This is a genomic window from Polaribacter sp. Asnod6-C07 (assembly GCF_045063625.1).
Lineage (GTDB): Bacteria > Bacteroidota > Bacteroidia > Flavobacteriales > Flavobacteriaceae > Polaribacter > Polaribacter vadi_A.
This window is the reverse complement of the sequence record NZ_JBEFOF010000005.1, coordinates 2,600,205-2,614,061: the sequence shown is the minus strand read 5'-3', so window position 1 is coordinate 2,614,061 and position 13,857 is coordinate 2,600,205. Positions and strand designations below refer to the sequence as shown.

Here is a 13,857-nt window from a genome sequence, read left to right as displayed (position 1 = left end):
GACTTATAAATATTATAAATTGATACAATTTTATTTAAGCGAACCTAAACTACTTTTAATAGTTTCAATTTTTGCTAAAGTATCTGCTTCTTTTTTACGTTCTAAAGCAATAACTTTTTCTGGTGCATTAGCTACAAAACGTTCGTTTGATAATTTTTTAGAAATACCAAATAAGAAACCTTCTGCCCTTTTTAATTCTGCTTCTAGTTTTTTAATTTCTGCTTCAACATCGATATTAGCTGCAGAAATTGGCACAAAATATTCATTCGATTTCACTCTAAAAGAGGCTCCATCTACTTTTTCTGATACATAATTTATGGCAGAAGTGTTTGTTAATTTTTGAATAACAACATCAAATTCTTTAGAATTTTGTTCTGCATCAATCACAAATAATTCGACTTCATCTTTAAAAGAAATATTTTTTTCTTTTCTGATAGTTCTAATTCCGGAAACTACACCTGTTGCAAATTCAAAATCAGAAATAATTGTAGTATTAAATTCTTTTTGTTCTGGATATTTAGCAATAATTAAAGCTTCTTCTGATGTTCTCTCTGAAATAAATTGCCAGATTTCTTCCGTTAAAAACGGCATAAAAGGATGTAATATTTTTAAATTATTTTCTAAAACTTCTATAATTGCATCAAAACTAATTTTATCAATGGGTTGTTGATATGCTGGTTTTACAATCTCTAATAACCAAGACGAAAAATCGTCCATAATTAATTTATAAATTGCCATTAAAGCATCAGACAAACGATATTTAGAAAAATGATCTTCTATTTCTGCTAACGTTTTTTGAAACTTAGCTTCGTACCAAGCCAAACCTATTTTTGCGGTTTCTGGTTGCTCTAAAGTTTCATCAACTTCCCAACCTTTTATCAAACGAAAAGCATTCCAAATTTTGTTGGCAAATCCTTTTCCTTGCTGACATAAATCTTCATCGAACATTAAATCATTACCAGCAGCAGAACTTAATAAAAGTCCAACTCTTACACCATCTGCTCCATAATCATCAATTAATTTTAATGCATCTGGCGAGTTTCCTAAAGATTTAGACATTTTACGTCTTTGTTTATCTCTAACTAAACCCGTTAAATAAACATTATTAAAAGGTCTTTCTCCTTTATATTCGTAACCTGCAACTATCATTCTTGCTACCCAGAAAAACAAAATATCTGGTCCTGTAACTAAATCGTTTGTTGGATAATAGTATTTAATTTCTTCATTTTCAGGATTTCTGATTCCATCAAAAACAGACATTGGCCACAACCAAGAAGAAAACCAAGTATCTAAAGCATCTTCATCTTGCGTTAAATCTTCTAAAGTTAATTCATAATCGTTAGATTTTTTCCAAGCTAATTTTAAAGCTTCTTCTTTACTTTCTGCAACTACAAATTCTTTTTGACCATTAGAACTTGCAGAAATATAATAATAAGCAGGAATTTGCTGACCCCACCAAAGCTGACGAGAAATGTTCCAATCACGCACATTTTCCATCCAATGACGATAGGTATTTTCGAATTTCTTTGGATATAAATTGATATCAGTATCATCACCTAAAACAGCATCAATAGCAGGTTTTGCTAAATCTGTCATCTTTAAAAACCATTGATCTGATAATCTTGGTTCTATAACCGCTTTTGTTCTTTCTGATGTACCTACTTTATTTGTATGTACCTCAGTTTTTACTAAAATTCCTTTTTCTTCTAGTTCTACAGCAATTTCTTTACGAACTACAAAACGATTTTTTCCTTGATAATGTAAACCAAATGAGTTTAAAGAAGCATCATCATTAAAAATATCAATTACTTCTAATTTATGCTTATCACCTAAATTCTTATCATTTTCATCGTGCGCAGGCGTAACTTTTAAACAACCTGTACCAAATTCTAAATCTACATATTCATCTTCGATAATAGGAATAACTCTATTACATAAAGGCACAATTGCTTTTTTACCTTTTAAATGCGTGAAACGTTCATCATTTGGGTTGATACAAATTGCAGTATCACCAAAAATAGTTTCTGGCCTAGTAGTAGCAATGGTTAAAGTATCTTCTGAGCCTTCGATTTTATATTCTAAATAATATAGATTTCCTTGTCTTTCTTCGTGAATTACTTCTTCATCAGAAAGTGTAGTTTTTGCTTCAGGATCCCAATTTACCATTCTAAATCCTCTGTAAATTAAACCTTTGTAGTATAAATCAACAAAAACTTTAATTACAGATTCAGACATTTCTGGATCCATTGTAAATGCAGTTCTTTCCCAATCACAAGAAGCTCCTAACTTCTTTAATTGTTCTAATATAATTCCTCCATATTCATCTTTCCAATCAAAAGCATGTTGTAAAAATTCTTCACGGGTTAAATCGCTTTTAGAAATTCCTTGTTCTTTTAATTTAGCAACCACTTTTGCTTCTGTAGCAATAGATGCATGGTCTGTTCCAGGAACCCAACAAGCATTTTTACCCAACAAACGTGCACGTCTTATTAAGACATCTTGTATGGTATTATTTAGCATATGCCCCATGTGTAAAACCCCTGTTACGTTTGGTGGTGGAATTACAATAGTGTAAGGCTCTCTTTCATCTGGTGTTGAATGAAAATAGTTGTTTTTCATCCAGTAATCATACCATTTATCTTCTACTTTACTTGCATCGTATTTAGATGGAATTGTCATACTTTGGTATCCTTTTTGATATATAGTTGGCAAAAATACAATTCTCTTTTTTGTAGAGAAAATTAGTGATTGATTATTTTATAATTTTAAAAATTGTAAATTTGTTATATGCATAAAGGTTTTATTTTTTTATTGATATTCTTCTTAAGTTTAAAGGTTTCTGCACAAGAATTTGAATTTAAAAAAGAGATCATAAACTATGGCAAAATTAAAAAAGGTGAAAATGGAAAACGCATTTTTGAGTTTACCAATATAGGTAATGCCCCTTTAATTATAAAAGACATTAAAACATCTTGTGATTGTGCTATTCCTGAAAAACCTAAAAAACCTATTATGCCTGGTGAAAAAATGAAGTTAATAGTAGAATATGATACTTCTAAATTGGGAGGTTTTTCTAAAGAAATTATCATTTTTTCTAATGCAAAAGAAGCAATAAAACGAATTAAAATAAAAGGTTACATCAGTAAATAAAAACATTATGAAGGCAATTTTCACATTATTATTCATAGCATTTATCAGTTTAGCAACAACTGCTCAAGAGTTTAAATTTGAGGCAGAAAGTATTAATTATGGTAAAATAAATAAAGGTTCTAATGGAGAAAGAACGTTTATTTTTACAAATATTGGTGATAAACCTTTGATTATTAAAAACATAAAATCTACTTGTGGCTGCACAGTTCCAAAAAAGCCAGAAGCACCAATTATGCCTGGAGAAAAAGGCGAAATTAAAGTTTCTTACAATACAAAAATAGTTGGTGGTTTCTCTAAATCTATTACAATTTTTTCTAATGCTAAGAATCCTAGAAAAGTAATTAGAATTAAAGGAAACGTAAATAAAGAAATTTCTTTAGAAAAAGAGAAAAGTTTACTTTCTGATAGTTAGATTTTCTTTTGCAAACGAAATTCAAATTTCATTTTCTGAGCATTTCTTACTATTGTAATTCTTATCCTTTTATTGTTTCTTTCTTGAAAAACTTGGGTAATTTTACTCAATGTAAAATTATATGCAGATGTATTGTTTATTTTTAAAATAACATCTCCTTTAAGCAAACCTGCTTTTGCTGCAGGCGAACCTTCTACTACATTTTTAATCTTAAATGAAGGCTTAAATTTATAAGAAAAACTAGTAATAAAACTTACGGAATTGTTAGAGCTTACGTTTTGATTATAACCATCTATATAACGATTTATGTTTTGCTCTTTTATCAATTGCTTACCATTGTAAACAACATCTAAACCACTCATATTATAGTTAAAATCGCTATAAAAAAATCTATTTTTTTTAAGCATCATCTTTTTATTCGGATAATCGAACCAAACCACAAACCTTTTTAAAATTCCTGCTCCTATACTACCATTTCTTTCTTTAAATTTTCTGGCGCTTTTTGTAGAAGCAGAATCTAAAAAAGAAACTGTAGGATTTTTTAACTCGAAAGATTTTAGCTTTATTCTAGAAATTCTACTCCTATTACCATAAATTGGCCCACTTAAACCTTCTCCTAAAATATCATTAAAAAAAAGTTTAGGTGTTGTTATTTTGTCTTTAGTATCTTCGAAAAGCCAAACAGCATCACTACCTCCAGAATCTACTAAAAGTTTTACATCTATAAGTTCATTACCAATAGTATCTAATTGAACTTGAGCAGTTATATATGGTTTTTTTCGATAAAATTGAAGTGGAAAAACTTCGCATTTTTTACATTTTTTAGGTTTGAATTTTCTAGGATTATAAAATTCTATTTTTTTTGTTTTATAATTTATTTTAACAATAAAGTTTTTAAGTAAGTTATAGCCTAAAATACCGTGAATAGTAACTCCCATTTTACTAGATAAATCAAAATAATCTTTTAAAATTACATATAAAGACTCGTTATAATTAACAATATTGTTAATAGCAACTTTATTGTTTTTAGATAGTAAAGCATTTACAGGTTCTCCATTTCCTAAACCCAATAACTCAATTTTCTTTACATTATTTAAACCAATACTATCATTTTGGGTAATGTTAAAAAGAATAGATTTACTAACCCCAGAATCTAAAATAAATGAAAGTTTTTCTCCGTTAATATCTACAGGAATTACAATTAAATTATTGATTAATTCAAAAGAAATTCGTTGTTTTGTGAACTGCTTATTTAAAAAACGAAATTCTCCTTGTGCACTAAGTATCCAAGAAAAATTTAGAGAAAGAACTATAAATAAAAAAAGCGTTTTTTTCAAAAAAAAATAAATTAAATGAATAATGAATATACAATTTAAAGATTAATTTTTAAATAATTATTAATAATTATTTAATCATTTAAAGAATCTTAAATTAAAAGTGAGATATAAATTTTATTTCGCAACTTTGTATTTCAATTAAAGCCACACATATTATGCCATTAATTTCTGAAAAAGGACTACAAATGCCAGAATCACCAATTCGTAAATTGGTACCTTATGCTGAAGATGCAAAAAAAAGAGGAACAAAAGTTTATCATTTAAATATTGGACAGCCAGATATAAAAACACCTCAAGTGGCTTTAGATGCTGTAAAAAATAATGATATTAAAACGTTATCTTATGCACGTTCTGAGGGTTCTGAAGTTTATAGAACTAAACTTGCAAACTATTATGCAAATCATAAAATAAATGTAACCGAAAACAACATTGTAGTAACTACAGGTGGCTCTGAAGCCTTATTATTTACAATGGGTAGCATTACAGATCCTGGTGATGAAATTATAATTCCTGAGCCTTTTTATGCCAATTATAACGGTTTTTCTAAAGCATCTGGAGTAACAGTTGTACCTGTAATTTCTAAAATTGAAGATAATTTTGCTTTGCCAAAAATTGAAGATTTTGAGAAATTAATCACCAAAAAAACCAAAGCAATTTTAATTTGTAACCCTGGTAACCCAACAGGTTATTTATACTCTAAAGAAGAAATTGAAAAACTAAAAAAAATTGTTTTAAAACACGATTTATTTTTAATTGCAGACGAAGTTTATAGAGAGTTTGCTTATGATGGATTACAACATACTTCTGTATTATCTTTAGAAGGTTTGGAGCAAAACGCAATTGTAATTGACTCTGTTTCTAAACGTTATAGTATGTGTGGCGCAAGAATTGGCTGTATAGTTTCTAAAAATGATGAGTTTATAAAAACTGCTATTAAGTTTGCTCAAGCAAGATTGAGCCCACCAACGTATGCATTAATTGCAAGTGAAGCTGCTTTAGATACACCTCAACAATATTTTGATGATGTAAAAGCAGAATATGTAGAAAGAAGAAATACTTTAGTAACAGAACTTAAAAAAATTGAAGGTGTAAAAGTTGCCAATCCTAAAGGAGCTTTTTATTGTGTTGCAGAATTGCCTGTTACTGATACTGATGATTTTGCACAGTGGTTGTTAGAAAAATTCAATTTGAATAACGAAACTGTTATGGTTGCACCTGCAAGCGGATTTTATTCTACTGAAGGTGAAGGAAAAAACCAAATAAGAATGGCTTATGTTTTAAAAAATGAAGATTTAATTAAATCTGTAGAAATTTTAGGCGAAGCTTTAAAACAATATAATTCATAAATATTTATGTTGAGTGTAGTTGCTGTTTTTAGCTACACTCAACTTTATATTTTTTATTATTTATGAAAATTCAACAAAATATATCTCTAAAAAACTACAATACGTTTGGTATTGATGTTACTGCAAAACGTTTTGTTTCTGTAGATTCTGTTTATCAATTAAAACAATTATTAAAAACAGAAAAAGACATTTTTTTAATTTCTGGTGGTTCTAATATGTTACTCACCAAAAATATTGAAAAATTAGTTGTACATATAGATATTAAAGGAATTTCTATTGATAATGAAGACGATAACAATGCTTACATTACAGTAAATGCTGGTGAAAATTGGCACGAATTTGTTTTGTGGTCTGTATCACAAAATTATGGAGGAATTGAGAATTTATCTTTAATTCCTGGTAATGTGGGTACTTGCCCAATACAAAATATTGGTGCTTATGGTGTTGAAGTTAAAGATATAATTACCAAAGTTGAAGCTTTAGAAATAGCGACTCAAAAACTAAATACTTTTTCTAACCAAGATTGTAATTTTGAGTATAGAAACTCCATTTTTAAAAACGAAGTAAAAGGGAAATATATAATTACTGCTGTCTGTTTTAAATTAACAAAAAAGCATCATAAATTAAATACTTCTTATGGTGCAATTGAAACTGAATTAGCATCAAAAAAAATAGAAAAACCTACTTTAAAAAATATTTCTGATGCTGTAATTGCCATTAGAAAATCGAAATTACCAGATCCAAAAGTGATTGGTAATAGTGGTAGTTTTTTTAAAAATCCTGTAATTAATAAAGAAGCATTTTTAGCTTTACAAAAAAAATACCCAAATATACCAAGTTATATAATTTCTGAAAATGAAAGAAAAGTTCCTGCTGGTTGGTTGATAGAAAAAGCCGGTTTTAAAGGAAAACGTTTTGGTGATTTTGGAGTTCACGAAAAACAAGCTTTGGTTTTAGTGAATTATGGTAATGCTTCTGGTAAAGATATTTATCAGCTTGCTGAAAAAATTCAACAAACAATTTTAGAGCAGTTTAAAATTACTTTGGAAATAGAGGTTAATATTATTCAATAAAAAAAGACCTCAAACCTAAGTTAGAAGCCTTTTCATCAAATCAACCAAATTCAATTTTTTATTTCTTTTTACTTTTAAAACTGTACGTATATTTTAAACCTAAAATGTTATTTACATCTGGGTAGTCTTCGTTTAATTCTCTTTCATACCTATAATAGATACCCAATTCTCCGAAGTTTTTAATTTTATAATCTGTACCTAATGTTAGTCTGTATTTACTAAAACCATTGTCTTCTTCTGCTTGAAACCTATTAAATATTTCTGCAGAAAACTTTGGGTCTAATTTCCAATCTTTAAAGTTATATTCTAAAGAAGTTTTAAAACGTAGGTTTTGTTTTGCCTCATCTCCTTCATCAACAGAAATCCCTAATTCATTTTTATTTTGATAACGGAATCTGTACCCTATTGTAAAGTCATTGATTTCGTGTTTGTACTTTGCTTCAAACTGAAATCGAAAATGATTTTCGTAACCCTGTACATTTCCTTGATTGTCATTTTCTCTTATATAACGAATTGCAGCACCTAGTTTAAAACCTTTAAAAACTTTGTATTCACTAGATAATTGTGTAAAAAATTCATCTACTGCAGAAAAATTTTCTTTTAATCTGAATTGCTCTTCTAAGCCAAAATTCCATTTTTTATTTAACTTATATTCAATTCCTATAGTGTTCCAAGAAGCCCAATCTTTATCACCTTCTTGCGCTAAACTTATGTTAGAAAGTAAAAGGAAGTTTACAAACACAATTTTAATAATTGCATTTTTATTTTTTTTATAAATATTCATTTTTAAGTTTTTTGTTACTACTTTCTGTTGAAGTAAAATATGGTTAGTACAGCTGTATCTCTTAAAAAATCTACATTACCAATGGTTATATTATTAATTTCTAAACCTGTTCTATCTTCTAAGTCTTGCTTTAATAAATTGTAGTTTTCTGGTTTTATATTATCGATATTTTCGTAAATAATTTCTTTTGATACTTGATGTTTTAAGTGCCAAATTTTTTCGATAATAGCAATAGAAACAACAATAACAACATTGGCTAAAATTATTTCTGAATAACTCATTTTTTTGTTAGCTAAAGAGTTCATTACAGAAACACCAATTACCACAAATAAGTAGGTCATTTCTTTAATATTTATGGCATCTGTTCTATACCTAATAATGCCAAATATTGCAAAAAGACCAAGAGCCATACCAATATCAAGTTCAAACTTTTTTAAGGTAAAACACAAGAAAAACACGATAAAACTTATCATATAAAAAGTAAAAAGGTAATCTTTTCTTCTTGTTGATGTGTAATATAACCACCTAATAATCAGTGTTAAAAAAATTAAATTAATTGTAAAACGAAATGACATTTTAAAAAAATCGTCATCAAAAATTGGGATTTCTAAAAACTCCATATTAAGCTATTGTGTTATTTATTCTTATTAATTTTTTCTTAAAAACATTGTATTTTAAATCGTTGTAAAGACTAATCATACCAATACAATATTTACTAATACTATATGGATGTTGGTGTATGGATTTTAATGCTTTTACTATTTTAGATTTTCTATTAAAACGCTCTTGTTTTACTTCTATAACTACTAAATTTTCGAAGCTTTTTTCTACATCTTTTATTTTATAATTTAAATTTAAGTCTAACGTAACTCGTTCTTTACTTTTAATATTTACTAAGGTTATTCTGTTAAAAGCATTCCATAAACTTGGTTCTAAATTATACTCTTGATGTGTAGTGTTAGCAATAAATTTTTTAGAATCTTGAGTTAGATTTAATTCAAAATCTTTTACAGGAATTCTAGTTTTGTTAGTTTCTCCTTTTCCGTTTTTTTGTTTAATTTCTAAAAAACATAAATCAGATTCTACGTATTTTCTTTGTCTAATTTTAGTTCGGTTGTTTTTTCCATTATGATGATCATTATAAAACTTATTACTCTCTGTATCAAAATATAAAGACGAGTAACTCATTATTCTATCACTATTAATTTCGAGCACTTTGTAATCGTTTTTAAGATTTTCTAAGATGGAAATTAATTGACTTTTATTAACCACAAACTTTGTATCCGTTCTTTTCATTAAAGCAACACTATTCATTTCATTTAAAGTAATTGGCTTAAAATTTTCAATTATTTTTTCTACATCCTTTAACATAAAATTTCTCTTTAAAGTTTAGTTATTGTTATTAAATTGTTACTTATTTTTAGATGCAAAAGCTTTAGAAAACTTGTTCTAAATTTGTTAAAAAAATCAAAAAAAAATGTCTTATCATTAATGACAAGACATCTGATTTGTATTATAATATTCCCCCAAACATTACAATACTACTTTTAAAGCTTAAAAAATTGTAATACCCTTTTTTACAAAAAATATAAACCTTAATTAAAATTCTATTTTTAGAAAAAAATTAATCTAAGTATGTTTCTACAGCATTTTTTCTTGATGTTACATGACTTTTTAATGTACTAATGGCAGAATAAAAACTTGAACTACTGTTTAAAAATGAATATCCAGAAACTTCAGATGTTGCATATTCTTCTACCAAAGTTTGATAATTTGTGTACAAATCTTGCATTGTTGTTTCATTAAATGGCCCATCTATAGTTTCTTGAACATAAGTATCATATTTAGCTTTATATACATCATCTTGATATAAATAGCCAATTAAAGGCCAACTAGTAGAACTTAAACCTGAAAAATTTAATGGTAAAGCACCTTGTTGATTACCCGTTTTTAATGCTTCATTATTATCCCAAGGAATCCATGTTAATTTATTGGTTTCTGGATTGTTATACAAATAATAATTGTGTGTCATTCTACCATAAGTATCCCAATTTTGAATTACTGTATTTACGGCTAAATATTTTAAAAATACGTCAGTATCAAAAACGGCTTCTAAATTTGTTCTCCAAGTTTCTGGGTCTGTTGTTCTTGTTCCATCATGTAAAACTGTTAATAGATTACTTACATCTGTAAAGTCTGCTTCATCTTCATTATTTTTCTTTACATACTCATCTTCATCATAAGTTCCACTAGCAAAGGTGGCTGCATCACCATCTGGTTTGTATAGGTTTCCTTCTTCTTCTGATGTAAATTGAGTTTCTATAACTGTATCATCTACTTCTTCTACTAAAGTGTATAAACCAAAATATTGAGGTCCATCACCATAATCTATATATAAAGTGTAAAAAGCAGTGTGAGAAGCTGCCAAACCAGCATTTCTAAATACATCTGTTGCTACTTTTTCTCTTAATAAAGATTCGTCATCATAATTATTTTTAAGACTAAACTTTTTAAAACCATAGAAACGTTGGTTTTTAATTTGTGGATAATCATCTTCAAATTCATCAAAATCCATTTTAAACGATAATTTTAAAATTCCACTAGACCATGATGAAGCTAAACTAGAGTTTCCTTTAAAACGTAAACCTACTTTATACCATTCTATACCTTCGTAAAAAACTTGACCTGGAACAAAAATTGGGTCTTCGTCATCATCTGAAAAAGAACCTCTACCTGTACCAAAAGTTCCATATAAAGAAGTCATATCAGCTAACATACTTTGCCAGTTATTTTCAGAAATTACAAAATCTAATCTTTTTACAGTATTGTCTTCAAATACTTCATCTAAATTGGGGTCTACATCATTACTATGTGTTTCTGTGGTCCAATCTGTTGGTTCAAAATCTGTATCATCTACTTCAACTTCAACAGTATCTTCGCTAGTTTCATCATCATTTATATCTGAAACATCATCACTAGAACATGAAAAAATGATTAGTATTAATAAGGCTGATAACAATTTTGTTTTAAAATTTTTCATATTTTTTAAATTTAATCTCTGGCTAATTTTTAATTTTTGATTCTATTATTTTAGATGATTCTTTTTTAAATTACTTGTGCTCATTAACTATATTTTAACAAAACAAGTTTTATTTGCTGTAAAAAGGGCTCTTTAAAATAATTGAATAAATTAGTTTCTTCTTGGGGCATTTTGATCTAATCTCTTAATACCTTTTTCTAATTCTTCTTTAGATAAAAACCCATCCTTATTGGTATCTAACTTTGTAAACTGATTGTTTAGAGGCCCTTTAACTTCTTCTTTAGATAGTTTATCATCTTTATTTTGATCCATTCTTGTAAACAAATCTGCTGCACTTAAACGTTGGTTATTTTTAGGTCTTGCTCCTTGTTGTTCATTCTCTGGCCCTCTTCTTTCTTGTTGTTCTACTTGCCCCATTAAACAACGACTTATATAAGGAAACTCGTTAGTAACCAAATACACATATTCACCATCAATTGTAATTCCATTGCATTCATCTAAATCACCTGAACCTGCTACATATTCAAAATCAGAACCATAAGTTCCATCATGATGACCACCAACAGAAATATCTATTTTTTGCTTCGGATTTTCATATACACAATCTTCTCCTTCTCTTGTACCATCTAATAATTTGTAGCTTGGTTTGTACTTACCACTTTTTGAATAATACATGGCAAAACCATCTTGAGCAAAACCAATATGAACTAAATCATTACCAGTATCTAAGTTTTCAATTACAGAAGTTGGTGTTCCATGATAATGATATGCGCCAGTAGGTTGCACATGTGCATGATTAAAGTCTAAGCCTAAATTAATTACATCTTGCAGTGCTTCTACTCTATAGTTTTCTCCATTTTCACATTCTACAACTTCTGCTGTACCTGGTTCAAATTTTACACCATTTAAAGCAACACCTGGCTCTCTTACCCAAGTTGGTTTTCCTGTATATTTTGGATTAGCAGAAAATGTATAAGTTCTGTTTTGTGCAGAAATTTTATTTGGATTTCCTTTTCTTGGAAAATTACCTGTTTCGTGATTTGGCAATGCATTAGTTGTCATAATTCTTTTGCCATTTTTTACGGTAACTATGGTTTTGGTTCCATAATTATCATCTTCTAAACTATAAGATTTAAAATAATCTTGTTGTTGATGTGTGTGATCCTGATCTGAATGCGAATGTGAATGCTTACTCTTACAACCAACAAAGATCATGATTGAAGCTATTGCTATTTTTTTTATCATTTTTAATATTTTTATTGATAACAACTTTATGTAAATATTTTTTGAACTGAGTTCAAGTTTAAAACTTTATACTGTTATGATTTTAGATGCAGATTATTCTAAAAACTTGTTCTAATTTGATAAAATTAAAAAAGACCTCAAACCGAAGTTAGAAGTCTTTTAATCAAACCAACCAAATTTAAATTTTTATTCTTTTTTTAATGCGTTAATGTCAATAATTAATTGTGCAATAGAAGATCTATTTAAACCATTATAAATACCTCTTATATGTTTATTCTTATCAATTAGCAAAAAATTTTCTGTGTGTAAAAAATCTTCAATACTCTTTTCTTCTCCTAAATCATTTTCAACAAAATATGAATCTCTACCTAAACTATAAATTTCTTCTTTATCACCTGTTACTAAATGCCATTTATTATCAATTATACCATTACTTTTAGCGTAATTTTTTAGAACAGAAACTGAGTCTATACTTGGTGTTACAGAATGTGATAATAATAATACAATAGAATCTGACTTAAATTCTTCTTGAATTTTAAACATATTTTTTGTCATTTTAGGACAAATACCTGGGCAGGAAGCAAAAAAGAAATCTGTAACATATATTTTGTTCTCAAATGTTTCTTCTGTAATTGTATCTCCAAGTTGATTTATTAGTTTAAAATCTGGAATCTTATGAAAACTTTTTTCTTCAATAGAATTTGGTGTAATCCATTTTGGAGTAAAAGACTCATCTTCATAATAAGGTAAATACTCCACCCTACTTGTTTCTTCAACTTGAATATTTGTTTTTTTTATTTGTTTTTTACAACTAAATGTAATTCCAAATAACAAAAGAAATATTACACTATATTTTTTTTCTAATAATAACCTCATCTTCTAATCTATAACATGAATTTGCTCTTCTCATACCAAAAATACGTCCATTTTTGGCCTCATAATTAACATATAGCTTTCCGTTTGCTAACCAAGCTTTTTGAAAACCATTTTCTTTTCCGTCAACAAGGTTTCGTAATTTGGCTAATTGTCCAGAAGAATACCATTTCTTCTCTTCACCTTGCAAAAGACCATTTTTATAATATGATAGGCTTGCTAAAGTGTCATTTTCCCACCAAGTTTTATATTCGTTTGTTAAACGATTATTTTTATAATAAGATTTCACTTGAAGTTTACCTCTTTTTGTCCATCTCTTAGCAACTCCTTCTCTTTTACCATTATAAAAACCCCATTTTTCTTCTAAAACTCCATTGGAATAATACTTTAAAGAATATCCATTATAAGGTTTTTCTTTATAATACCATCGTCCAACGTTTCCATTAAGAACCAACTCTTTTTTTAACACTTCTGTGCTATCAATTATAATAGGCTTATCAACAATTACATCTGTATTAACAGTTTTGTTAGATGCTGTATTTTTACAACCTATAATAGATAACGTTACTAGTATAAAAAAAAGAATTGGTCTCATAT

At 27.8% G+C, this 13,857-nt stretch carries 13 protein-coding genes; 4 read left to right on the top strand and 9 right to left on the bottom strand.

Features of this window, described 5'->3' with window-relative positions:
* Positions 1–30 precede the first annotated feature (30 nt).
* Complete coding sequence (locus ACJJVK_RS11215; RefSeq protein WP_405568359.1) at positions 31–2,679, bottom strand: valine--tRNA ligase; 2,649 nt, start codon at positions 2,677–2,679, stop codon at positions 31–33.
* Positions 2,680–2,787: 108 nt separating this feature from the next.
* On the opposite strand from ACJJVK_RS11215, the gene ACJJVK_RS11210 reads away from it, so the two are divergent.
* On the top strand, positions 2,788–3,150 hold the full coding sequence (locus ACJJVK_RS11210; RefSeq protein ID WP_405566027.1) for a DUF1573 domain-containing protein: 363 nt from the start codon (positions 2,788–2,790) through the stop codon (positions 3,148–3,150).
* A 7-nt stretch (positions 3,151–3,157) separates the two neighbouring features.
* On the top strand, positions 3,158–3,562 hold the full coding sequence (locus ACJJVK_RS11205; protein WP_405566025.1) for a DUF1573 domain-containing protein: 405 nt from the start codon (positions 3,158–3,160) through the stop codon (positions 3,560–3,562).
* On the opposite strand, the gene ACJJVK_RS11200 is transcribed toward ACJJVK_RS11205, so the two are convergent.
* A complete protein-coding gene (locus tag ACJJVK_RS11200; RefSeq protein WP_405566024.1) occupies positions 3,559–4,899 on the bottom strand; it encodes an aspartyl protease family protein in 1,341 nt (446 codons plus the stop codon). The two genes, ACJJVK_RS11205 and ACJJVK_RS11200, sit on opposite strands and share 4 nt — an antisense overlap.
* A 155-nt stretch (positions 4,900–5,054) precedes the next feature.
* Here ACJJVK_RS11200 and ACJJVK_RS11195 point away from each other — a divergent pair, with 155 nt between their 5' ends.
* Positions 5,055–6,245: a pyridoxal phosphate-dependent aminotransferase gene (locus ACJJVK_RS11195; RefSeq protein ID WP_405566022.1), complete on the top strand. Its 1,191-nt coding sequence runs from the start codon at positions 5,055–5,057 to the stop codon at positions 6,243–6,245.
* Between the two features lie 62 nt (positions 6,246–6,307).
* A complete protein-coding gene (gene murB / locus ACJJVK_RS11190) occupies positions 6,308–7,318 on the top strand; it encodes a UDP-N-acetylmuramate dehydrogenase (RefSeq protein WP_405566021.1) in 1,011 nt (336 codons plus the stop codon).
* A 58-nt stretch (positions 7,319–7,376) separates the two neighbouring features.
* Here murB and ACJJVK_RS11185 read toward each other — a convergent pair whose 3' ends face one another.
* The 7 genes from ACJJVK_RS11185 to ACJJVK_RS11155 all read right to left on the bottom strand — a co-directional run bounded on the left by ACJJVK_RS11185 (position 7,377) and on the right by ACJJVK_RS11155 (position 13,855).
* Entirely contained in the window at positions 7,377–8,102 is a 726-nt protein-coding gene (locus ACJJVK_RS11185) for a DUF2490 domain-containing protein (protein WP_405566020.1), read from the bottom strand.
* A gap of 17 nt (positions 8,103–8,119) precedes the next feature.
* Positions 8,120–8,722 carry a DUF4956 domain-containing protein gene (locus ACJJVK_RS11180; RefSeq protein WP_405566018.1) on the bottom strand — a complete coding sequence of 201 codons (603 nt, stop codon included), beginning with the start codon at positions 8,720–8,722 and terminating at the stop codon, positions 8,120–8,122.
* A gap of 1 nt (position 8,723) precedes the next feature.
* Positions 8,724–9,473 (bottom strand): polyphosphate polymerase domain-containing protein, encoded by a 750-nt coding sequence (locus ACJJVK_RS11175; RefSeq protein ID WP_405566017.1) that lies wholly within the window; start codon positions 9,471–9,473, stop codon positions 8,724–8,726.
* 253 nt (positions 9,474–9,726) lie between these two features.
* Complete coding sequence (locus ACJJVK_RS11170; RefSeq protein WP_405566016.1) at positions 9,727–11,142, bottom strand: CotH kinase family protein; 1,416 nt, start codon at positions 11,140–11,142, stop codon at positions 9,727–9,729.
* Positions 11,143–11,292: 150 nt separating this feature from the next.
* Positions 11,293–12,387, bottom strand: a complete 1,095-nt coding sequence (locus ACJJVK_RS11165) for a YHYH protein (protein WP_405566014.1) — start codon at positions 12,385–12,387, stop codon at positions 11,293–11,295.
* A 186-nt stretch (positions 12,388–12,573) separates the two neighbouring features.
* The gene (locus tag ACJJVK_RS11160; RefSeq protein ID WP_405566013.1) at positions 12,574–13,263 is read right to left on the bottom strand and encodes an SCO family protein; all 690 of its coding nucleotides are present in this window, start codon (positions 13,261–13,263) and stop codon (positions 12,574–12,576) included.
* The gene (locus ACJJVK_RS11155) at positions 13,235–13,855 is read right to left on the bottom strand and encodes a toxin-antitoxin system YwqK family antitoxin (RefSeq protein ID WP_405566011.1); all 621 of its coding nucleotides are present in this window, start codon (positions 13,853–13,855) and stop codon (positions 13,235–13,237) included. Before ACJJVK_RS11155 ends, ACJJVK_RS11160 begins: the two co-directional genes overlap by 29 nt.
* Positions 13,856–13,857: the final 2 nt, after the last annotated feature.

Coding starts and splice junctions, on each gene's coding strand:
- ACJJVK_RS11195 (WP_405566022.1), top strand. CDS start 5,055: ATGCCATTAATTTCTGAAAAAGGACTACAAATGCCAGAATCACCAATT.
- ACJJVK_RS11180 (WP_405566018.1), bottom strand. CDS start 8,722: ATGGAGTTTTTAGAAATCCCAATTTTTGATGACGATTTTTTTAAAATG.
- ACJJVK_RS11155 (WP_405566011.1), bottom strand. CDS start 13,855: ATGAGACCAATTCTTTTTTTTATACTAGTAACGTTATCTATTATAGGT.
- ACJJVK_RS11170 (WP_405566016.1), bottom strand. CDS start 11,142: ATGAAAAATTTTAAAACAAAATTGTTATCAGCCTTATTAATACTAATC.
- murB (WP_405566021.1), top strand. CDS start 6,308: ATGAAAATTCAACAAAATATATCTCTAAAAAACTACAATACGTTTGGT.
- ACJJVK_RS11175 (WP_405566017.1), bottom strand. CDS start 9,473: ATGTTAAAGGATGTAGAAAAAATAATTGAAAATTTTAAGCCAATTACT.
- ACJJVK_RS11165 (WP_405566014.1), bottom strand. CDS start 12,387: ATGATAAAAAAAATAGCAATAGCTTCAATCATGATCTTTGTTGGTTGT.
- ACJJVK_RS11210 (WP_405566027.1), top strand. CDS start 2,788: ATGCATAAAGGTTTTATTTTTTTATTGATATTCTTCTTAAGTTTAAAG.
- ACJJVK_RS11215 (WP_405568359.1), bottom strand. CDS start 2,679: ATGACAATTCCATCTAAATACGATGCAAGTAAAGTAGAAGATAAATGG.
- ACJJVK_RS11185 (WP_405566020.1), bottom strand. CDS start 8,102: ATGAATATTTATAAAAAAAATAAAAATGCAATTATTAAAATTGTGTTT.
- ACJJVK_RS11160 (WP_405566013.1), bottom strand. CDS start 13,263: ATGAGGTTATTATTAGAAAAAAAATATAGTGTAATATTTCTTTTGTTA.
- ACJJVK_RS11205 (WP_405566025.1), top strand. CDS start 3,158: ATGAAGGCAATTTTCACATTATTATTCATAGCATTTATCAGTTTAGCA.